General features: G+C 44.2%; 13 protein-coding genes. 4 read left to right on the top strand and 9 right to left on the bottom strand.

The window, feature by feature from the left end; translation table 11 throughout:
- Nucleotides 1-69: 69 nt before the first annotated feature.
- Together KUV50_RS05855 and KUV50_RS05850 are read right to left on the bottom strand one after the other, a co-directional pair.
- Nucleotides 70-1,605: an arylsulfatase gene (locus KUV50_RS05855; protein WP_222579162.1), complete on the bottom strand. Its 1,536-nt coding sequence runs from the start codon at nucleotides 1,603-1,605 to the stop codon at nucleotides 70-72.
- A 548-nt stretch (nucleotides 1,606-2,153) separates the two neighbouring features.
- Entirely contained in the window at nucleotides 2,154-3,440 is a 1,287-nt protein-coding gene (locus KUV50_RS05850) for a hypothetical protein (RefSeq protein ID WP_222579161.1), read from the bottom strand.
- A gap of 142 nt (nucleotides 3,441-3,582) precedes the next feature.
- Here KUV50_RS05850 and KUV50_RS05845 point away from each other — a divergent pair, with 142 nt between their 5' ends.
- On the top strand, nucleotides 3,583-4,254 hold the full coding sequence (locus KUV50_RS05845; RefSeq protein ID WP_222579160.1) for a hypothetical protein: 672 nt from the start codon (nucleotides 3,583-3,585) through the stop codon (nucleotides 4,252-4,254).
- Nucleotides 4,255-4,807: 553 nt separating this feature from the next.
- Here the strand turns inward: KUV50_RS05845 and KUV50_RS05840 are convergent.
- The 4 genes from KUV50_RS05840 to KUV50_RS05825 form a co-directional block, all read right to left on the bottom strand.
- Nucleotides 4,808-6,817 (bottom strand): FG-GAP repeat domain-containing protein, encoded by a 2,010-nt coding sequence (locus KUV50_RS05840; RefSeq protein WP_222579159.1) that lies wholly within the window; start codon nucleotides 6,815-6,817, stop codon nucleotides 4,808-4,810.
- Between the two features lie 277 nt (nucleotides 6,818-7,094).
- Entirely contained in the window at nucleotides 7,095-7,667 is a 573-nt protein-coding gene (locus KUV50_RS05835) for a fasciclin domain-containing protein (RefSeq protein ID WP_222579158.1), read from the bottom strand.
- 598 nt (nucleotides 7,668-8,265) lie between these two features.
- On the bottom strand, nucleotides 8,266-10,032 hold the full coding sequence (locus tag KUV50_RS05830; protein ID WP_222579157.1) for a RagB/SusD family nutrient uptake outer membrane protein: 1,767 nt from the start codon (nucleotides 10,030-10,032) through the stop codon (nucleotides 8,266-8,268).
- A gap of 35 nt (nucleotides 10,033-10,067) precedes the next feature.
- A complete protein-coding gene (locus KUV50_RS05825; RefSeq protein WP_222579156.1) occupies nucleotides 10,068-13,304 on the bottom strand; it encodes a SusC/RagA family TonB-linked outer membrane protein in 3,237 nt (1,078 codons plus the stop codon).
- Nucleotides 13,305-13,718: 414 nt separating this feature from the next.
- Here KUV50_RS05825 and KUV50_RS05820 point away from each other — a divergent pair, with 414 nt between their 5' ends.
- Nucleotides 13,719-15,302: a serine hydrolase gene (locus KUV50_RS05820; protein ID WP_222579155.1), complete on the top strand. Its 1,584-nt coding sequence runs from the start codon at nucleotides 13,719-13,721 to the stop codon at nucleotides 15,300-15,302.
- Between the two features lie 341 nt (nucleotides 15,303-15,643).
- Here the strand turns inward: KUV50_RS05820 and KUV50_RS05815 are convergent, their stop codons facing one another.
- Genes KUV50_RS05815 through KUV50_RS05805 form a run of 3 tightly spaced genes read right to left on the bottom strand, consistent with a single transcriptional unit; the run spans nucleotide 15,644 to nucleotide 17,474 of the window.
- Nucleotides 15,644-15,928: a twin-arginine translocase TatA/TatE family subunit gene (locus KUV50_RS05815; protein ID WP_222579154.1), complete on the bottom strand. Its 285-nt coding sequence runs from the start codon at nucleotides 15,926-15,928 to the stop codon at nucleotides 15,644-15,646.
- 59 nt (nucleotides 15,929-15,987) lie between these two features.
- A complete protein-coding gene (locus KUV50_RS05810; protein WP_222579153.1) occupies nucleotides 15,988-16,665 on the bottom strand; it encodes a phosphatidylserine decarboxylase family protein in 678 nt (225 codons plus the stop codon).
- Nucleotides 16,662-17,474 (bottom strand): phosphatidate cytidylyltransferase, encoded by an 813-nt coding sequence (locus tag KUV50_RS05805; protein WP_222579152.1) that lies wholly within the window; start codon nucleotides 17,472-17,474, stop codon nucleotides 16,662-16,664. The genes KUV50_RS05810 and KUV50_RS05805 overlap by 4 nt, the downstream gene beginning before the upstream one ends.
- Before the next feature lie 50 nt (nucleotides 17,475-17,524).
- Between KUV50_RS05805 and KUV50_RS05800 the strand changes: the two genes are divergently transcribed.
- Together KUV50_RS05800 and KUV50_RS05795 are read left to right on the top strand one after the other, a co-directional pair.
- The gene (locus KUV50_RS05800) at nucleotides 17,525-18,244 is read left to right on the top strand and encodes a pyridoxine 5'-phosphate synthase (RefSeq protein WP_222579151.1); all 720 of its coding nucleotides are present in this window, start codon (nucleotides 17,525-17,527) and stop codon (nucleotides 18,242-18,244) included.
- A 456-nt stretch (nucleotides 18,245-18,700) separates the two neighbouring features.
- Nucleotides 18,701-21,991 carry a SusC/RagA family TonB-linked outer membrane protein gene (locus KUV50_RS05795; RefSeq protein WP_222579150.1) on the top strand — a complete coding sequence of 1,097 codons (3,291 nt, stop codon included), beginning with the start codon at nucleotides 18,701-18,703 and terminating at the stop codon, nucleotides 21,989-21,991.
- Nucleotides 21,992-22,000 lie beyond the last annotated feature (9 nt).

Here is a 22,000-nt window from a genome sequence, read left to right as displayed (position 1 = left end):
TTCATAGTTTATCCTAAGTTGAAAACCAATCCCTTCTTTAATTAATAATTTATCATTCACAATTAATAATCATTTGACGTCCCCCAAAGCTTCCATTCGGAATCGCTCCAGTTCAGGTTCCTCGTGCTCTTTGGCCATGATTTTAGTCATTTTTTTGACGATATCCGGATGCTGGTTTGCGACATTGTGTTGTTCCCGCAGATCATTATCCAGATTATATAATTCGATGGCTATATTTCCTTTATTGATATTTTGACGAATTGCTTTCCACGGCCCCATGCGTACTGCTTGTTGGCCACCGTAGGAAGGGAATTCCCAATAGAGGTATTCCCGGTCCAGCTGGTCTTTCCTGCCTTCTAGTACCGGAAGTAAATTTACGCCGTCCACATCTGAGGGTGTTTTAGCTCCGGCTATCGCATCGAAAGTAGGCATCATATCCCAGAATGCAGAGATGACATCCGACTGACTCCCGGCTTCGATCACGCCCGGCCAGGCAGCAATAAATGGGACCCGGATACCCGCCTCGTAAACGTACCCTTTCCCTCGACCTTTTTCACTTGGAAACGGGCCTCCGCTGCCAAACCAGGGAGAATCGCTCCCGCCATTGAAGGTGGGTCCATTGTCACTGGTGAAAATGATCAGCGTGTTGTCGTACAATCCTTCTTCTTTTAACTTGTCAATTAATTCACCAACTTGTTGGTCAAGATAAGAAATCATACCCGCATAGGCTGCGCGGGGATACCGATGAGGGAAATACCCTTGATCACCGAGGTAAGGTTCTTCATCACCAAACTTATTAACATACTTCATGTACCATTCTGGTGGGACCTGAAGCGGCACATGAGGAATCGGACTGGCATAATACAGAAAGAATGGGTGGTCCTTATGGCGTTCAATAAAACCGAGTGCTGCTTCCTGCATCTTCGCCGGGGCATAGTCCTTCTGATGAAATAAATCATAGGAGCCTATATCCATGGGATCACTTTCTTTGGGCAGTTTGGTGCCGGGAACGACGATTTCATTCTCCAGCCATATTTTTTTATCATTCTCCCACAGGAAAGGCGGATACAGGTTATGTGCCTGACGCTGGCAGTTGTACCCGTAGAAATAGTCAAAGCCCTGGTTGTTGGGGACGCCTTCTGTTTCAGGGGCCCCGAGTCCCCACTTTCCCACCAGGGCCGTTGTGTATCCGGCGAACTGGAGCGTTTCACCCAGGGTGGTGGTTGAATCAGGTATGGGGTACTGGCCCTCCAGGTGGATATTGTGCACTGCTTTCTTATAGTCCCAGGTGTCGCCTCGTTCCCCCCATTCGTGGTTACTTCGGATGAATGCGTGGCCCGGATGCTTGCCGGTGAGGAACATATAACGGGATGGGGCACAAACCGGCGACCCAGCGTAGTGCTGAGAAAATTTCATGCCCTGCCGGGCCAGGGCATCAAGGTTGGGTGTCTCGATCTTGTCCTGACCATAGCAGCCCAGATCACCATACCCCAGGTCATCGGCCAGGATGTAGATGATGTTGGGTTGGTTGGGAGATTGAGCTTCGAGATGCAGGAAAGAGGTGGTATATATGGATAAAATAAAAAATAATGCTGCTTTATTCATATTTAGTTTATTTTAGATTCGAGCCTTCTGCTTATCCGTTTGTGACACACAAACTCATGGTATAAAGATACTACTAATTTGCTCAAAATTAATTTTTCACGAACATCCGACCCCAACCGAAGGTCGGGACCCATCGCTAATATACCGACGACCCTTCAGGTCTTTTTTATGAACTGTTTAAATATATGCGTGCAACTAATTCCATTTGAATTCATAATTACCGCATATATTCTGAAATATTATTGGATTCTCTTCGTCAAAAATACTCGGTGTAACTCCAGCTACACCTCCGTTTTTTTCTCGACAATCTTTGAATATTTGCAAAATCTTATACGACAGTATCAAGTACAAATGGCATAAAGCACTTCATGGTCTTTTTTTCACAGTAGCAAGTGTCATGCATCAGTTCTTTGATTCTGATCACGCCCTATCAGTTATCTAGGTGTGGAATGAGGCGTATTCTGTGGTGAATAGAAACAGGCTAAGAAACTAAAAAGGAATCCGGATGAGGTGAATCCGATTATTTGATTAAAAACAACCAATCCTTATTACTTCCACAGGTATTTGATCTTCTCCTCCTGACTGTATCCGTATGGGAATTGATCTGTCTGATGATTGGCCCGGTATCTTTTTTCCCAAACTCCATTGCCTGGTGAGATTTTTCGGTTCCCTGGCATTTGGAGGTATCCGGCCGGATCTTTTTCCCGAATCCATTCAAAGGCATAGGATAAAAAAACATTGCGTTTCTCTTCAGGCAACAGGCTGAACCACGTGATTTCATCATAGCCCCAGACAAAATGATCTTCCAAAGCTGCTTCACCGGGATGGTCACTAATTCCAAAGTTGTCAAATTCGACCAGATAGGGGAGGCTCGAAGTGACCCATCCCGAAGGGGTGACGCCGCCTTTGCTGCGACCATACAAGCCATCCAGATAACCCATTTCCAGTCGTCCCTCCATGTTTTGGGCTGGTGTTTCTTTTATACGTAAAGGAAAAGAGTGAAAATCTAGTAACAATCGATTCTCTACGACCAATCCACCAAAAGGAGTATGTCCATCGCATAATACCCAGCCGCGACGCGAATTATGTGCTGCATATTTTCGTACGCGTATTAAAAGAGCTTGCCATGCCCGGAAATCGTTTTCAGCGTCGGCCCGGCCGGTCAGTTGAACCTGTCCCCAGTGAAGGGCTTCCATACCGGCATCGATGTAGGAAGTAGCCAGGAAATAAAACCATAGCCGGGTTTCCATCCGGGTTACATCCGGCACGCTGGCTCCTTCGCCCCAGTGATTGACAAAATCGCCCGACGAAAAGGTCATATTTTCATATTGAAAATTTCTACGGACCGGTTTTAATCCAAACGCATGAAAAACCCGTGCCGGTACCGACACATTTTCGACCTGTCTGGTTACGATTTCAAAAATGCATGCTTGAAAGATGAGTTCGGGATCCTGTTCCTGAAGTTTTGTGATGTTGGCTTTTATCGAATTAAAAAAGCGGGGGTGTGCGGCTTTGTTTTCCTGTCCCCACAAATAGGCCGATCGTCCGATAAATTTTGCTCCTATATCTAGGATCATTCGTTCGTCATCTTCCCGGTTCGGAATATCGGAATCCACATAGAACTCCGGTCCTGTCACAACTTCTGCCATGGTGATCGATCGACTGAGATAACTGCGAAGAACATTTTCCGGCATCGAATCTTGAAATGAGAAAGAAAGCGATGACGATTTATCATTTTGGAGGTCAGATCCTTGCTGGGGCCCGCAGCCTTGGGCGGTTAGGAGCACCATAAAAAGCAATACATACATCCAAGTGTACTTAATCAGATTGGTCATGATACAAATTTATCAGTTGCGTAACACATTCCGAGAATAATTTTGAAGAATCTTTTTTGAGATTTTTTCCTCAACCATGATATGAACATCCTGCCTTCTCATTTCTTTAGATAAGAAGGTTATTGGTTTATAAGCGGCGTATATGAAAGTAGATAATGTTTGGTCTGACATCAAAGATGCTCACCTTGGCAGTTTTGATATCTTGTCACCACTGCGGGATGGTCGTGCTTATACGCTGATAGAATTGTCAAATGCGGCCAATACGAACCGTGATTATACTCATAAATTTCTGGATAAATTGATTCGTGCCGGTATTCTTCACACGCGCAGAAACCGCAAACGGACCTATTACTACCTGGAAAATGAACTGGCTGCCGAACTGGCGATCTTCCTGAAGTTACCCGAGGATGTTAATGAAAAAACACTCCCCGACGGTATGAAGTTTTGCCGTCATTGTTACCGCCATCTGGCTGGATACGTCGGGGTGAAGTTAACGGAAGCGCTGGTCAATAGGCGATTTCTGATTGGACAGGAAGTTGATTATGTAGTTACAGAAAGGGGTTGGAAGATGTTATCTGAACTGGGGATAAAGCAGTCAGATTTTGATGATACGAAACCACTAACCAAACAATGTCTTGATTTTAGTGAACGTAAATCCCACCTGGGGGGCCAGTTGGGTGATGCTTTGTTGGATAGAATGCTCACTCGGGAGTGGATGGTTCATGTTCAGGATTCCAGATTAATTCGCATGACGGACAAAGGGCGTGAGGAACTACAAATGATCATTGGGGAAGATTTGTTCCACCCAGGCTAAAATCCGAAAAGAAATGAGCCCATGCCATTTTACGGAAACCCGATACCGGAAGCTGGATTACGCGGAAAGAGACCACGAAGGCATAAGAGGCTTTGACCCAAGGCGCAATACCGGTGAGAACCGTCAGCCTTTCAGTAAGGAGTAAAACCTACCTCTTGGTCAGCCTGATATCATACCATTGGGGCCCACGCTGCAGATACGTCCAAGTAAAGGAATCGCCATGTCTGCTCGATAATTGATAATCACTGTATGGGGATCGTGATTGATGTGAAAGATAAACTCTCGCCATCTTCGGGTTCATTGAAACTATCAAAAATAGTCTGATGCCTGAGTACAGTTTCTAATTCCTACATTCATCTCGTCGTTTTTTCATCCAGTGATGGTCCATAATTTAGCCCAAATAAGTCAAACGTCATCCAAGATTGGGATGACTGAAAGCAGTCTCTGCTCGGCCGAGACCAGAGGTCGTCAATCGTCCTCTGTTGAGGGCTATTCTGATAAGGTCTCATATTCTGATCAGAAACCCATTGTCCGAAGGGGATGAACTGGACGGTTATCGTTTGAAATATTTATAAGCAGCAGGCTTTTGGTTTCCATCGGTTTTCATCGTAGTGGTGATATTTTGATCCCACCGTTCCCAATAATAAAGAACGCCTGTTTCTGTTCCGACCAATAGGTCGGGAATCCCATCCTGGTTAAAATCTGGTGTGACCGGACCGTCCGTGTGCCCCATCAGTGTACGTGATACCACGCGCCCCATATATTGAAGAACCATTTTCCCGTCTTTCATGCCCAGGTTTTTCATCCAGTCTACTGCGGGTTTGGATGAAAAGACCAGGTCCTTCAGACCATCGCCGTCCCAATCCGTAAAAGTGATTTTTAACCGGCCATGACTTGATCCGGTTCGTTGATTTAACAGTATGGGTTGTCCGTCTGGTGATATGAAGTTTCGTTGTGGATGATCCAGTATCATCCCATCATCGGTGACTTTTCTGGGGTAGACGACAAGATATCCCTCGTAATCCAACATCACCAAATCCGGAAGCCCATCCTCGTTAAAATCCATGATAAAAGGAGAGGTGCGCCAGGGCGCTAACAATCCATTGCCTTCCGAAACGCCCGGTGTCCAGGCCGGTTTTTGAGGTACACCGTCCCATTCAACATATAATGGCTTCGGTGCTTTAAGTCGGGGATTTTTCTTTGTGCCAGTATTTTCAACCCACACGATGTTTCCGTTGTGATCATTAACCAAAATGTCCGGTAATCCGTTGTTGGTCCAGTCCCCCACATCAATCGTGGTATATCCCCAGTGCGGGTCTTCGGTATTGGGCAAAGCTTCATCTTGTAAGATTCGAAGGGGAACACCCCCCGCTTCTAAAAGCTTTGGTGCGTCCCATTTGGGTGGATATCCCCCACGATTTTTGACGAACAATACATCTCCGGCGCCGTTTCCGCACAGAATATCATCCAGTCCATCGCCGTCCCAGTCAAATACCCGGGGTGCCACCAAGGCACCCAAATCCATGAATTTCGCTTCTTGCTGAAAGAATACGGGAGGCAAAAATTCGGGGATACCATTTACCAATTGTCCGGTATTTTGGATAAATGAAACCTTCCCTTCTTCATCGCCGGCAATGATGTCGATGTGTCCATCCTGGTTGAAATCCACCGCCCGGAGTTTGATGGCTCCGCCATACCGGGAATAAAACTGGATGTTCTCACCACGGTAAGCCAGTTGATGTTCTTCTTCGAACTCATGTGAAGAGGGTGTACCTGAGTTCTGGAAATACACGATCCCGCCGAACGGTGTGACCGCTACATAATCCAGATCGCCATCTCCATCATAGTCAGCCAATGGGACTTCCAGGTAATAATCTTTGCCAATAGGGACTCCGGATATGGTTCTTATTTTTTGAGGAAGGGCATAATCAGGCTGTTCATTGGAGCCTTCATTTTTAAAGAACAGAAGATAACTTCCGGAAGGAGTGGTTGGACTGGATACCAGATCATACCGTCCATCATGGTCAAAATCAATCATTTTCCATGTGTTGTAATTGGTGTTTTCTACATGACCTGTTGCATTCACCGGTAGCTTGATTCGATTCCAGAAGACATTTTCCGGTACGTCAGCATATAAAAGAAGTTGTTCATTTACCCGGTCGGGGGTGAGCACATGGATGTGATCTTCGACTTGGGAGACAGCGAAAAACTTACCATCATAGCCCAGTCGAAACCGGTCCGATGACAGCCGCTGTCCTTGCCTGAATACAGGGTGATCTACGTTTCCGCTGATGTTCTCAAAATAAAAAATGCCGGATTCGACATAACTACCCGAAGCCGATATCAAAAGATCCAGGTCACCATCTCCGTCGAAGTCCATGGGTAATGGGACGGATTTAAATCCAACATCAAGATCAACGAGGAGGCCGGGATGGTTGTACTTGAGTTTTTGGAGACCGCTGTGACTTAATTCAAATTCTGATGTAGGAACTATTTTTGGACTGCAGCTCAGACCAACAAGGACAAGGAACGCGAAAAGATAAAAGCTAAGGGGTTGGCTCATTTTTGTTGTCGTTTATTTTGATGGCTGGTTGCGGCTTTAAAACACGCTAATTTGCATAAAAATTTGGAATAACGCAAGAGAACCAAAGTTTATACTGAAATGGGCATTGCCATTCCTGACAAGGTTGTTGTTATTTGGGGTTGTAGTGTGTCCTATTTACATTGACCAATAATAAGAATCCCAAAACCGGGAAATCGTAATTTCTCAATTTTGGGTTCGTCAGTCCTGGCTTTTCCAGGTTATGTATTAGGAAAGATCGCGCTGGTCATCAGGGCTATCATCCGGGAATAATATCTTCCGTGGGATTTACCAGAGAATTAACGACGTGAATGATACCATCTGATGCATGAACATCTGCGCGGACAATTTCTGCATTTCCAATCAATATGTCATCTTGGGCACGTTGAATTGTAATGGGAACTTCTTTTTTCATCGCTGTTTTAATTACCTGTCGTTCCATGAAATCTGAACTTTCCATTTCTGAAGGTATGATGTGTCTGCGCAAAAATTTTTGCAATTCAATTTTATTTTTAGGATCTATGAGATCCCTGAGTTCGCCCACGTTCATCTTGTCAAAAGCGGCATTGGTAGGCATAAACAACGTGAATCCTTCAGCAAATAACATATCCATTTCGAGGTCGGCGATGTCTATAAGTTCTGCAAAGGTTGAAAATCGATCATCCATATGAGCCAAAGTCATGGCTTCGTAATTTTCGGTTTCGATCCCTTCAAACATGGTCGAATAATCGGATTTGCTTCCGCTGCAGGATATCATTAGGCCGACAAAACCTGCGACGATGGTGAGATAAAAGATGTTTAGCCAGTTTGGTTTAATTAATGTAGTCCACATAATATTAGGTATTTTAATTCTTAAAATCAAAATATACTAAAAATTACTGCAGTGTAATGAATGATTTGTTGGTTTAATATAATAATAAATAAAGTGAAGAAAAAGATGCGGATTGTTTGGTTTAATTTAGTGTGTGTCAATATAATTTAATAGTAGGAGGGCGTTTTATCTACCTGATACCATCTTAATTCATACTTGCCGAATACATATATAAAGACAAGATTAAATGATGTTAATCAACGCTCATTGAAAGATCCAAAAATTCTTTGGTTTGAAGTAGAAAGAATGCGAAGAATTCCTTATTCGAATGCATCAGCTGGTGCAAGCAGTGTCAGGTGTGTAGTGGTTTTTAAGTAATCGATGAACAATATACCAAGTGCATAGAAATGATTGACGTGGTGAATGAGCCGGGGCATCACCTATGATCGGTTTTGTTTTAACCCTTTATAAAAAAAAGGTCGCTAAGAATTAACCTTAGCGACCTACAATTCTGAAGTTTTAGAAGCTCCCTAATTTCTGGCAGCGGCCTAAATGCGAGATTCCGTTGCTTTAGGGATAGATACTCGCATAATTAATCAATCATCATTACCATTAATAATTACTCTCCCCAACCTGGGTTTTGTTCGATAGCCGGATTCTGCGCGATTACATTTTTGGCAATGGGGAAAAAATAGTCTTTCCCGGGATCAAACACCCGGTTCTCAAACTGACTTCCGGCGTATACATCAATATACTGGTGGCCATCCACTTCTGTGGTTACGATATTAGCGCCAGGAAATTGAGTTTGGATATCACCATCGATGCGCATACCTAGCACACGTTTAGTCAACTCATCACCCTGAGCCCATCGCATCAGGTCATCATATCGGAATCCTTCGTAAGCCAATTCTACCCGTCGTTCCCTTCGGATCTCGACCAAGATGGCTGGTAAACCTTCATTGGCGTACTTTGGATCCAATTCTACATCCAGCGTGAGATGAGGCATACCCACCCGATCGCGGAGCAGGTTGATTGATTTGTCCAGGTCTGCCTGCGTTAATGTACCCAATTCTGCTTTGGCTTCAGCAAAATTTAGCAATACCTCACCCAATCGGAATAGGATAGCATCATTTTCTTCCTTAGCGTATCCTTTTTTAAAGTCATCGACGTCAAAATATTTGATCATGGTGTAGCCGGTTGTGGTTTTCCAACCGCCCGTCATACCGGGGAATCGGGGATAAGGGCCAGCTTCGTAATCATTTTTGAGCAAATACTTTTCGGTGTCATCTGGATGGAGGGACGTTTGTCGTAATCGAGGGTCTCTGTTTTCAAACACCGCTTCGATCGTCGCATCACCTTGATACATGGAAGACAATTGAATGGGTTTACCATCGATGGCCAGGTAGTCCTCGACCAGGTCTTTCGTCAACCCATTGGCTTTCGCACGCTGGTATCCATTGAATCGGTGGCCATTTACACCAGTAATGTACCTGCGAAATGCGATGACCTCGGAGATATCCTCCAGTTCGAGTTGACGGAAGAGATGGTTGTAGTCATTTTGCGGGTCGCCGGTCGTGTACAAAGTGAATGGTCCCTCGTTCATCAACACTTCAGAAGCACTAACGGCTTCCTGAAACCATTTCGCGGCATCACCTCCTTGGTTTCTGTATTTTTGGAAAGATCCTTCATACAACGCAATCCTTGATTTCAAAGCCAATGCGACCCACTTATCAAAGCGGGTTTCACTACTGCTCCAATTTTCGGGCAGGTGCTCGATAGCGAAGTTGATATCTTCCAGTACATTTGCCATCACTTCCGAACGTGGATCACGTGGGGCATATAATACATCGGATTCTGTGTTCAACGGCTTGTCAATCCAGGGCACATCACCAAAATGCTTGACTTTATCAAAGTAAAACCAGGCGCGGAATAACCGGGCTTCCGCGGCATACTTGTTTTTTACTTCCTCTGCAATAGGTGTTCGGTCATAGTTGTCGAGGAAGAAATTAATCCGTCGAAGCAAACTCCACCGCCATCCACGCTGGGTTGGATTGTCGGGGATGACCCGTTGTCCTGAAGCAATAACCTGATATTTGTCCAGTCGAGAATCTTTGGGTGCGCCATTGTCTGACATGCAGTCTTCCCATCCCATACCATTGTATCCGGAGGCAAACGGGGAATTGTAGTACCCCAGTAAGAAATAATAGCTGCCATTATTCCCTGCTTCGTTGTAGATGCCGTTATTATAAATCTCCAGGGACGATTCGGAGGTCCAGAAGGTTTCATTGTTTAGATCCGCTCCAGGTGTTCTGTTCAGAAAGTCATCATTACAACTTGATAGCAAGAAAACAATGAGGAGCGGTAATATATATAGTTGATTTTTCATAATATCATTTTTTCCATTCCAATTAATGGAGTCATTTAAAAAGTTACATTCAATCCAACAGAATAAGTCCGCTGATACGGATATCCCAGTCGGGAAGAAGCGCTTCCCAGATTTATTTCGGGATCAAGCGGTTTTCCGATATTGGAATATTCCCAAAGGTTCTGTCCGCTCAGATAAATGGAGAATTTCTCCATGCCCAGTCGAGAAATCAGTTCCGGTGGAAGATTGTATCCCACGGTCAGATTTTTGAGTCGGACGTACGAAGCGTCTTGCAAATACCGGGTCTGTGGATGCCGGTTTTTGGTCTGCCGGGCCAGTGGTCTTGAAAAATAGGCGTCGCGATTGTCTTCGCTCCAAGTATCGGTCACAAAGTGTTTTTGTACCTGGTACCACTGTGTGGGGAATGGCCAAAACGCATCGACAGTCGGCCAGTAGTCCCTTTTTCCGATTCCCTGGAAAAAGATGTTGACGAAAAAATTCTGATAGCTCATGTCTGATCCCAAACCAAATGATAACCGAGGGAGACTGTTGCCAATAATTTTCAGATCACCTGGATTGTCAATTGTATAGTCTCCGGTAGTGATCTTGCCATCTCCGTTCAAATCTTCATAACGAATATCACCGGGTTTCCACTCGGATCCGATTTCTGATTGGTCAGCGGCTTGGCCGATTTCTTCTTCGTTTTGAAATATGCCGTTGGTTTCAAATCCCCATATTTCACCCAAGGTCTGACCCTCATAATAATCGCCCAAAGCACCGGTCTTATTCTCATACTTTGTGATTTTTGCTATGTTGTCTGAAAGGACAGCGCGCACACTCCACTTGAATTCACTTCTCAGATCTTCCCGCCAATTCAGTGTTAACTCCCAACCTTTGGTTTCCAATTCGGCGCCATTTTGGGCCGGCGCACTTGCACCCAGTACCTGGGGAAATGAAACGCGGATCAACATGTCCGAGGTAGTCCGAGTATACCAATCAAAATTCGCTTCCAACCGGTCCCTTAAGAATCCGACATCCACGCCAAAGTTTAACGTAGTGGAAGTCTCCCAGGTCAGGGAGGGTGATACCAAGCCTGGAGGATTGATTAATAAGTCCGCGACATCATGCAGTAAAAAATTGGAGGTTCTACCAGAGCCCATGCTGGGAATGTACGGATAGTACAACTCATTGTTATTGAATTTAATGGTTTGATTTCCCAACGAACCATAGGATGCGCGAAGCTTCAGATTGCTCAGACTACCTGCGTCAGAAAGAAAATCTTCCTGAGATATTCGCCATCCAGCGGAGAATGATGGAAAGAAACCGTATCGCGTGTCTTTAGGAAACCGGGAACTCCCATCGTATCGACCATTAAATTCAAACAGATATTTGTCCGCCCAGATCAGGTTTAACCGCGCAAAAGCACCACGAAGTGCCCATTGGTTCTGGTTCCCGTTCACCAATTGGTCTCCGGTGGCGAGGTTAATCGCCGGTTGTTCCGGGTTGATCATGTTGTATCGACGTGAACTATACCAGTCATTGTCATCCAGCTCCTGATTGAATCCAATCATCCCCTTGGAATATAAACTACCGAGAAAAGTTCGCTCATACTGGGTATATAGATTGAGTGAATAGTAGTTGCTATTGTATGCCCTCAAATCGAGGTAATCATTGTTGGATTCGCCGTAAGATGTAGTAAAGTCGCCTTTGAGATACGGGACTCTTTTCCGGTACCGGCTGCGGCTGTTTCTGTAAATATTGTAGCTAAAATCACCTACGAATGAAAGGTATTCATTTGCTGTAGCGGTAAGGCCGGTATTTAGTAGAATATGATTCACTCTGTTTTTGTCTCGTCCCCCCAGCAACTGCGTTGATCCGGGATTTTCGAAGTATCTGCCTTTGTAAGCCGGATCATCACCCGGATATCTGATAGGTGGGTTCAGTGGGCTGGAGAACACCAGGCTGTTGGTGGGCTCTTCACCTCCTTTATAAGTGTGGAGACGGTTTGTTTGGTTATTGTCAAATCCGACCCGGGCCCGCGTTTTTAACCACGAAAAGGTCTGGTCCTGCACAGAAAGGTTGACATTGAATTTGTCGTAACCGTCTGGTCGTTGTTTATGCAACCCTTCGGTCTTTGAGTACCCCACCGATGTGTAGAATTGAGTGCGTTCATTTCCGCCTGATACACTCAAAGAATGTTTTTGTGTAGGTGCAAAGTCTCTCAACAGAAGTTCTTCCCAATCGTTGTAGCCATACCAGTTAAACACACCGTTAACTACTTCAAATTCAGGATTGTTTTGCGGATCGTCATAGTATGCTTTGATTCCTGCAAGACGTTCTTCGTTGAAGGTATAGGTCCCGTTATTGTTAAACATAGCCTCGTTGATCGCTACAGCCTGCTCATAAGAATTGTCAATGACATCGGGTAAAATGGTTGGCCTTGAAAAACTAAAGTTTTCATTGAAAGTCACTCTGGTCGCACCAGCTTTTCCACTTTTGGTTTGAATGAGGACCACACCAAAGGCGGCTCGGGCTCCATATATAGCAGCAGCTCCGGCATCTTTCAGTACAGTCACGCTCTCGATATCAGATACATTGATCATATTGGGATTCATTTCCACACCGTCCACGAGAATGAGGGGTGCCCCACCATTGATCGATGTAAATCCACGAATATTGAAATTCGCTGAGGCCCCGGGTTGTCCGTTCTGACTGGTGATGTTCAGATTGGGGATGACACCTTGAACCGCTGTGGATACATCCACCAGCGGACGATTTTCGAGAACTTCTGCCGATACCTGATCGACAGATCCGGTCAGATTGGCTTTTTTCTGCGTACCATAACCAACGACAACCACTTGATCGAGGGTCTGGGCATCTTCGGACATGGTAATGGTGATGTCAGTACGTCCATCGACAGCCACGGTCATACTTTGGTAGCCAATGTAGGATACCTGGAGTGTCGCATTTTCATCCACCGCAGTGAGGGTGAATTTTCCCTCAAAATCAGTGGAAGTTCCTTTTCCTGTACCTTCCACCAGGATATTCACGCCGATCAGAGGTTCCCCTTGCTCATCGATGACCTGTCCGGTGATGTCAATATCGTTTACAATAAGAGACTCATTTGTTTTTAGAAGTCTCGTTTCTTTGGTTTCTTCAGCTGATGTCTTACTTAGAAGGCAAAAAATAAGCATCACTGGAAGAGCCAGTTTTAGGATAGATCGTACCTGGTGTGTTCGTCTTTGCATAAGACGTGGAACAACACTGGTACTTCCAGAGTGTAATTTCTCCATGATTATAAGTTAAGATTGATAAATTAATAAGTTTCACAAAAAGAGTTAAGCAATGTACAGGAGGTGTTCTTATCTGCAAAATATTTTAACAGTTTTTCTTGCCGAGCTTATGTTCATCAGAACACCAAATTGTTCCGCATCAAGGCTGATCAATACCCAATCACGAGTTTTCGTATAAGGCATGGGGATGGATGAATCTCAAGCTAAATATCACCCCATACATCATCTCGAACTGCCACAAACGGACCGGCCTCATACCCGTTATCAGGAAAATTGGGAACCAGAAGAGCAGTATCATATATTTTAAAACATTTTCAACCGAATGGATGATTTTAGAGTTAAAATTGATTATTTTCCATTTAAGAATCCAGAAAATGGAAATAGCTTGAACCATCAAATAATAAATAAAATAATATGATGCATAGTAGACCTTTTATGGTGTTCGTCATGATCCTGTTCCTTTTTACACCCGATTACGGCGTAGGACAATCTTTTACCTCAGCCCAAATCGACTCGCTCGTTGATGCCACCCGTCAAAAAATGCCATTAGCTGGAATAGCTATTGGAGTAGTGAAGGATGGACAGGTCGTTCATCATAAAGGATATGGCATGACTGCTGTAGATAATCCTCAACCTGTTAATGCACATACTCGTTTTGCTATCGCGTCAAACAGTAAGGCGTTTACGACGGCTGCATTAGCTATCCTGGTGGATGAAGGTAAATTGACTTGGGAGGATAAGGTCGTGGACCATATTCCCGAATTCCGGATGTATGCGCCATATGTAACGGCGAATTTTAATATTCAGGATCTGCTGACACACCGGAGTGGCTTGGGACTGGGTGCCGGAGATTTGATGTTTTTTCCAGACGGCGCGGATTTTTCTATGGAAGATGTATTAAAGAGTTTCCAATATCAGCAACCCGTGTCCGCCTTTCGCACAAAATATGATTACGATAATTTGCTTTATTTGGTGGCTGGTGAGGTGGTCGCGCGTGTAAGCGGTCAGTCGTGGGCTGATTTTGTCCGGGAACGAATCATGGAACCATTGGGAATGTACGAAAGTGTGCCGGTGTATCAGCAAACAATTAAAAAGGATAATGTGGCCATGCCCCATCGGGTGGCTGAGAATCAGTTGGTGCAATTGGAGACCTACACCAAACCCAATGCAAGCCTTGGGGCGGCGGGTGGCATATATGCCAGTGTACATGATCTGACGAAATGGATGATCATGCATCTGAACGGGGGCGTCTATATGCAGGATGGGATGGAGCAACGACTAATTTCGGTAGATAGTCATCGTGAGATTTTTCGACCGCATACGAACATTGATTTTGAATTATTGCCCGATGCCCCGTACTATACCCATTTTTTCTCTTATGGATTGGGTTGGGGAATTCGGGATCGAAAAGGAATGATCTGTGCTGAACATACGGGCGTGTTGCCCGGAATGCTATCCCGTACCATATTGGTGCCAAGATTAAAGTTGGGAATTGTGGTGTTGACAAACACAGACCCGGGTGGATATGCATATCGTTCGATCTCTCAGTCCATATTAGATGGTTATCTCAACGTCATTGACCGGGATTGGATCGATACGTATGAACGGCAAATTTCCGAAATGGCGTCGACTTCTGATGCTGTCACCCATAAGGTGTGGCAAACGGTGGAAGAAAATAAATTTAGATCTCTTAATCTGGATGCATATACTGGGGTATATCATGACGATTGGTTTGGTCGGGTGGTAGTGGGCGTCAAAAATGGACAACTGTGGTTCTCGTCCCTAAGGTCTCCGAAGCTCAGCGGACCGATGCATTATTATAAAGGAAATACGTTTGCGATCCGATGGGACTACCGGGATATGAATTGTGATGCTTTTGCCAGCTTTATGTTGGACACAGAAGGGAATGCGGTTCGAATAAGTATGAAAGGAATATCTCCGAATATTGACTTTAGCTTTGATTTTCAGGATTTGGACTTAAGACGTGTCGAAGAATGATGGATCGATCTTCCTTTTCTACTGATCATGAAATATTGTGGAGAAACCACAGCAACATTTGACGGAAATCAGGGTAAAAAAAAAGACAATGTCGCGTTGCATTGTCTTATCCTGTGCATCTTGGAAGTATGATATATCTACTCCCAAAACCCACGACAAATATACGAGCTCAATGTGAAATCACCGTTCATCCACTGTAAAGTTCAGGTTAACTTATCCGGTGCCGAGACCGTAGTTTGTAGCCAAATGCGAGGACGCACCTGGCCATACCAAGTTTGTGCCCCATAGGTGTTATACCTTGAGCAATAAAACCATGATTTGTTTAGAAAAATGTATAAGAATTATTCGCTGTGAGAAGTGCGCTCCGCTTCCAGTTTCTCTTTTTCAGCTTTGACTTTTTCCAGGCGTTCTGCTTCCAGTCTTTTTTGCTTTTTTTCCTCTTCATCCATCCCTTTTTGGAGTTCATCTTCCAGCGATGACCGAGCGGTATTGAACTCTTTTATTCCTTTACCTAGGCCACGCATAAGCTCAGGGATTTTTCGGCCACCAAATAAAAGAAGAACTACAAATACAATAATGATAAGCTCTACGCCGCCAGGCATGCCGATTAAGACTAAATATGTCATGATATTTCCTTTTTATTTTTTATAAAGATACAGCTTACTAAAGACATTGTTGCCAATTCCTATAATTTTTTTTGTGTGTCAGGCGTATTTGCCCATTTCGCTAATAAGTCAATATTCCCTTTAACCAACTGGTCGGGTTGTACCAAAATCTGAGCATCCAGGGGTAGAAAGACATCGACTCGTGAACCAAATTTTATAAAACCCAATTCCTCGCCCTGAACCAGATGGTCTCCTGGCTGGAGTCTGCATACGATTCGTCGGGCGACAGCACCTGCGATTTGCCGTACCAGTAGTTGACGTTTTTTTGAATCTTCCAGGATGATGGTGTTTCGTTCATTTTCTGTACTGGACTTGGGATGCCACGCAACGAGGTACTTTCCAGGATGATATTTATAATGAATCACTTCACCGGTAATCGGCGATCTGTTGACGTGTACGTTCAGCGGGGACATAAAGATAGAGATCTGCCAGCGTTCCTCTTTGAAGTATTCGGGTTCGAAAACTTTTTCAATCACGACCACTTTGCCATCAGCAGGAGAAACAATGTTTGATGAATTTTCCTCAACTTGGCGGTATGGGTTTCTGAAAAAGTAAAAGGCAAAAGCTGTCCATACTAGAAGAAGGAGGCTTAGAAAACGAAGTAATGCACTGCCATAGACCACAGATGCCAGCATGCAAAATATTAATATGGCTGCGCTGCCCCAGGCTATAACACGTCCTTCCGGGTGTGTCTTCATTGTACATGACTATTTAATATCGTGACAAAGATATAATAAATAGGAATGGCAAACAACAAAGAATCCATTCGGTCCAACACCCCTCCATGGCCGGGCAGCAATGTTCCACTATCTTTGATATTATGTCTGCGTTTTATTTTCGATTCGAACAAGTCCCCCAAAATGCCAAATATGGCTACCAGTATTCCGATAGAAAACCAAATCGAAAACTGCTGCAGATCCAGAAAATAACGAGCGACTACTAAAGCAACAATCCCCGCAGCCAAAATTCCGGAAATAGCACCTTCCCAGGTTTTGCCCGGTGATATGGAGGGGATGAGTTTGGTCCGGCCGAAAAGTTTTCCTCCCAGATAGGCAAAGGTGTCACTGGTCCAAATAATACAAAAGAGCAGTAGCAGGAAGGTTGGCGGGATCGCAAGTCCCAGGATATATAAAAATAGAAATGGAACCAGAATATAGAAAAAAGAACCTGGAATAAATTTTCGGGGAAACACGTCTTTTCTGAAGGCCAGCGCACAGAATAAATAAAAAGCGATTCCAAGTAATATGGCGATATTGTTCCAGGCCGGTCCATAGGCCAGTTCTGCTAGAAATAGTCCGAACTGTAGAAAGAGAAACAAAATAAGACCGGAAAACAGGATAATCTCGTTCTTTTTTAATTTCTCTTGCAGGCGGCTCCATTCGTACATGGCCACGATAAGTAGAAGAGCACATACCAGCAGCCAAAATGGTTGCCGGAAGTACAATCCTCCAAGGAGCGCCAGGATATATATGGAGGCTCCCAATATTCTTCGGAGTAAATCTTTCATTCGGCCACAAAAATGTTACTTTTAATTTGAAAATCAAAAAAGAATAAAAAATGTCAAGAACAAAACTCAGCGTAAATATTAATAAAGTGGCATTAATACGAAATGCCCGTGGTGAAAGTAAACCTGATTTACTCCAGTTTGCCCGGGACTGCGAATCGTATGGAGCTGACGGCATTACGGTCCATCCACGCCCGGATGAACGCCATGTTCGCTATGATGATGTACCGGCTTTGAAGGATCTGGTGCGGACAGAGCTGAATGTAGAAGGGAATCCCACGCCAGAGTTTATGAAGTTGGTTCTGGATGTGGTCCCTCACCAATGCACATTGGTTCCTGACGATCCGGGGGCATTGACCAGTGATCAGGGTTGGGATGCCAGAACTCATCAGGATTTTTTGAGTGAGGTGATCGGAGAATTGCATCAAAAAGGAATCCGGGTCAGTATTTTCGTGAACGATGATCCGTCGATGATGGAAGCTGCGGCTCAGACGGGTGCAGACCGGGTAGAGCTTTATACCGGGCCTTTTGCGCTCCATTATCATGACGATTCCGCCGCTGCCATAGAAAGTTATATTAGGACGGCTGAACGTGCCCGCGAACTGGGTATGGAGGTGAACGCGGGGCATGACCTTGATTTGGAAAACCTCAACTACCTGGTAGCATCAATTCCATTTATTGCGGAAGTTTCCATCGGTCATGCGTTGATTTCCGACGCTTTGTACTATGGAATCGAAAATACGATTCAAATGTATCAGCAGAAATTGAAATAAGAAAGTGGTCGCATAGTATTTTCTATGATAGGGTATTTTGATTATGGACTCAGCGTTGCGCTGGGTCCTTTTTTATTTTTAGATAGATAAGAAATAACTCTTGTTGGTTTTTAAAAATACTGAAGTTGAATTCAATTACTACGATGGTGATGTGTTTGATTTAAATTAAGTTTGTTTTGTTAAAATAGGGGAATTGTTGGTGATGTGGTCAATAAAAGGTCAAAAGTCTTGGAAAATCTTAAAAATAAGTTGATATTAAAGAATATTTGAGTTATATGGTTAAAGTGGTAGTATCTGGATTTTATGGTGTGGTTTAAAAGTTTTTAATAAAAATAGAGCCATTAAAGAAGCGTTTTGGACTTAGCATACGTTTTTGAAATAAATATACGGGGCTGGGGTTTTTAGTATTTTGACTATAGATTCTGGTTTTATTCGTTAATTATAAATAAACATGGCATGAAAAGAATTTTATTGTTAATTGTGTGCCTGTGCAGCATGGGTGTTATTTTAAAGGCCCAAAATGTTGTAAGCGGGAAAGTGACGGATTCAGCTGGCGAGCCTTTAATTGGAGCGAATATTCTGGCTGAAGGTACTTCTATTGGAGCTGTCACAGATTTCGATGGACTGTATGAAATTGAAATTCCAGAAGGAGCTACAGTACTGATTTTTAGTTACACCGGGTTCGAAAGTGTAAAGGAACCCATTGATGACCGCTCTACGATTGATGTAAGTTTGACCGAGGGCCAACTGCTGGATGAGGTAGTGGTTACGGCCTTGGGGATTTCTAGGGAAAAGAAAAGTCTGGGATATGCGGTTCAAGAAGTTGGTGCCGAGGAGTTAACCCAGGCTCAACCTACCGATGCATTAAGTGCACTGAGTGGTAAGGTTTCCGGTGTGCAGCTTCGTCAATCTTCCAATATTGGTGGATCAAACCGGATTGTAATTCGGGGAGCGAGCTCATTTCTCGGTGAGAATCAGCCTTTGATCGTGCTGGATGGCTTGCCGATTGATAATTCCAATTTTAATACCAAAGCGACTCAAGGGGGAAATGGTGGCGTGGATTATGGGAATATGCTCAATGACCTCAATGTGGATGATATTGAGAGTATTTCCGTCTTGAAAGGCACTGGTGCCGCTTTGTATGGTAGTCGGGCTGCGAATGGGGTAATTGTGATTACGACCAAGAAAGGAAACATTGGGCGCGAACAATTCGGTGTTAATTTTAGTTCTTCAGTAGGATTTGAAGATGCTTATATGATGCCGGACCTCCAACGCAAGTATGGTGGCGGTGCGATTATATCCGATGCGGATGGCGGGCAGGATGGATTCGAGGTGGTGAATATCGAAGGTCAGGACTACAAAGTGGTTCAGTATGGCATCGATGAAAGTTGGGGGCCAAGATATAATCCTAATATTTCGGTATTGCATTGGGACGCGTTTTCAAAAGAGAGTTATCCCGAGCAGTATCTCAGGCCGAGACCTTGGGTCGCACCAGAGAATGATGTAGATGCCTTCTTCAACACCGGTGTGACCTATACAAACAGTTTGGCGATCGACCGGTCCAGTCAGGATTATGGGGTGCGATTCTCTTATTCGAACACCTCCGGAACCGGAACGATTCCAGGATCTGCACTGCATAAAAATAATTTTTCATTAAATGGAGATGCCAAACTGTTTGAGAATCTCAAAGCTGAGGCGTACCTCAACTATATTAAATCTACTACCAAAGGCCGGCCTGTATTAGGTTATCCTGCATCTGGACAACGGTATGGAAATACCTTCGGTCAGACTCTGTTTCAGTGGACACAGCGACAGTTGGATTACAAACGAATGGCAGAATATAAAAACCTGGATGGCACCCAGCGGTCCTGGAACCGCAATGCCTGGGATGATGCCACACCTCATTATTCGGATAGTCATTATTGGATAGCACATGAAAATTATGGCGATGATGAACGCGATCGGGTGTTGGGAAATTTTGGGTTGCATTATACTATTTTAGATGGCTTGGTCCTGTCTGGGCGGGTCAGTGCAGATAGCTATTCTTTTTACAGTCGAGAAAGAGTGGCTTATGGTTCACAGGCGGAGAGTAGTTATTTTGAATCCATCCGAAATAATTTGGAGTATAACCTTGAAACCACATTGAACTTTGACCGTCAGTTGTCGGATAATATTTCGTTGTCAGCCATGGCAGGTGGGAATCAGTTTAGACTACGATACCACTACAATGATGGTGCTACCTCGGGTGGTTTGGTGGTTCCAAACCTGTACAATCTATTAAACTCATCCGGAACGATAATTGCTGAAGATTTGTCTAGGGTAAAGAAAATTAATAGCGTTTTTGGTTCTGTTGGTGTGGGTATTGGAAATATGCTTTATGTCGATTTGACAGCTCGAAATGATTGGTCTTCAACATTGCCAGCCGACCACAATTCCTATTTTTATCCCTCTGTTTCCACCAGTTTTGTTTTTTCAGAATTGATGAGCCCCGGATCATGGTTAAGTTATGGGAAAATCCGGCTTGGTTGGGCTCAGATTGGTAAAGATACAGACCCTTATAATGTGAATCCGGTGTATAGTTTTTCTTCCTATTTAGTGAGCAATCCACTTTCTGGTCCATTTCAAGGGGCGACCCGGGTTTATGTGCCCATAAAACTTTTAAATCAGGATCTCAAACCTGAAACTACGACCACATGGGAAGCAGGTGTCGAACTAAGTGCGTTTGACGATCGTCTGGGTCTCGATGTTACCTTTTTTAATAACACAACAACCGATCAAATCCTACCGCTTGAGTTATCTAAAGCAACCGGATACGATTCAAAGTTTATCAATGCGGGCGAGATTGAGAATCAAGGGGTAGAATTGAGTTTAAGTGCTGGAGTGGTGCGTTCAAATGACTTTAATTGGAATGTAAATATCAACTTTACGAAAGTAAACAACGAAGTGGTAGAGATCGCTGAAGGAATCGATGCAATTGACATTGGTACAGCGCCATTCTCCGGTGTGACTTTACGAGCAAGTGTTGGTCAGCCATACGGACAATTATGGGGATATGATTTTTTATATGACGATAACGGAAACCGGATAGTGGGGGATAATGGGTATTGGTTGCGAACACAGAATCTGGTTCCCATGGGGACCGTGACACCAGATTATAATATTGGTCTGGGTAGTAATTTTAACTATAAGGGGGTTCGATTGAATGTGCTTTTTGATATTCAGAAAGGCGGTAAGTTTTATTCCGTATCACACATGTGGGGACATTATGCAGGAACCTGGGCACCTACGGCAGGGGGCAATGATAAAGGGAATGAAATTCGTGCCGGTGTAGAAGAAGGTGGTGGAATCAAACTGGATGGAGTTACGGCTGATGTCACCTTTAACGATGATGGAACATATACGGTGTCCAATGTACAGCCCAATGAGAAATATGTATCCGGTCAGGGATGGGCGGCTAGGCATTATCATGGTTTTGGGATGCCCAGTGCGCAGTCGTTGTTCGATGCCGATTACATCAAATTACGTGAGCTTAGTCTGGGGTATACCTTTGATTTTTCAGAGCGTAATGTGGGTGTGTCCAGAATCACGTTAACCGCTTATGGTCGCAATATTTGGACGGGTGGTTTGGCCTGGGATGGATTGGATCCCGAAATGACTGTGAATGGCTCTGGAAATATCCAGGGAATTGAGGGTGGATTCTTACCCACATCGCGGACATTTGGACTGAAGTTAAATCTTGGAATTTAAATAGAAAAA

The organism is Membranihabitans marinus, assembly GCF_019802045.1.
Classification (GTDB): Bacteria; Bacteroidota; Bacteroidia; order Chitinophagales; family Saprospiraceae; genus Membranihabitans; species Membranihabitans marinus_A.
Note: the sequence above shows the minus strand (reverse complement) of the source record. Positions and strands in the feature narration are given on the sequence as shown.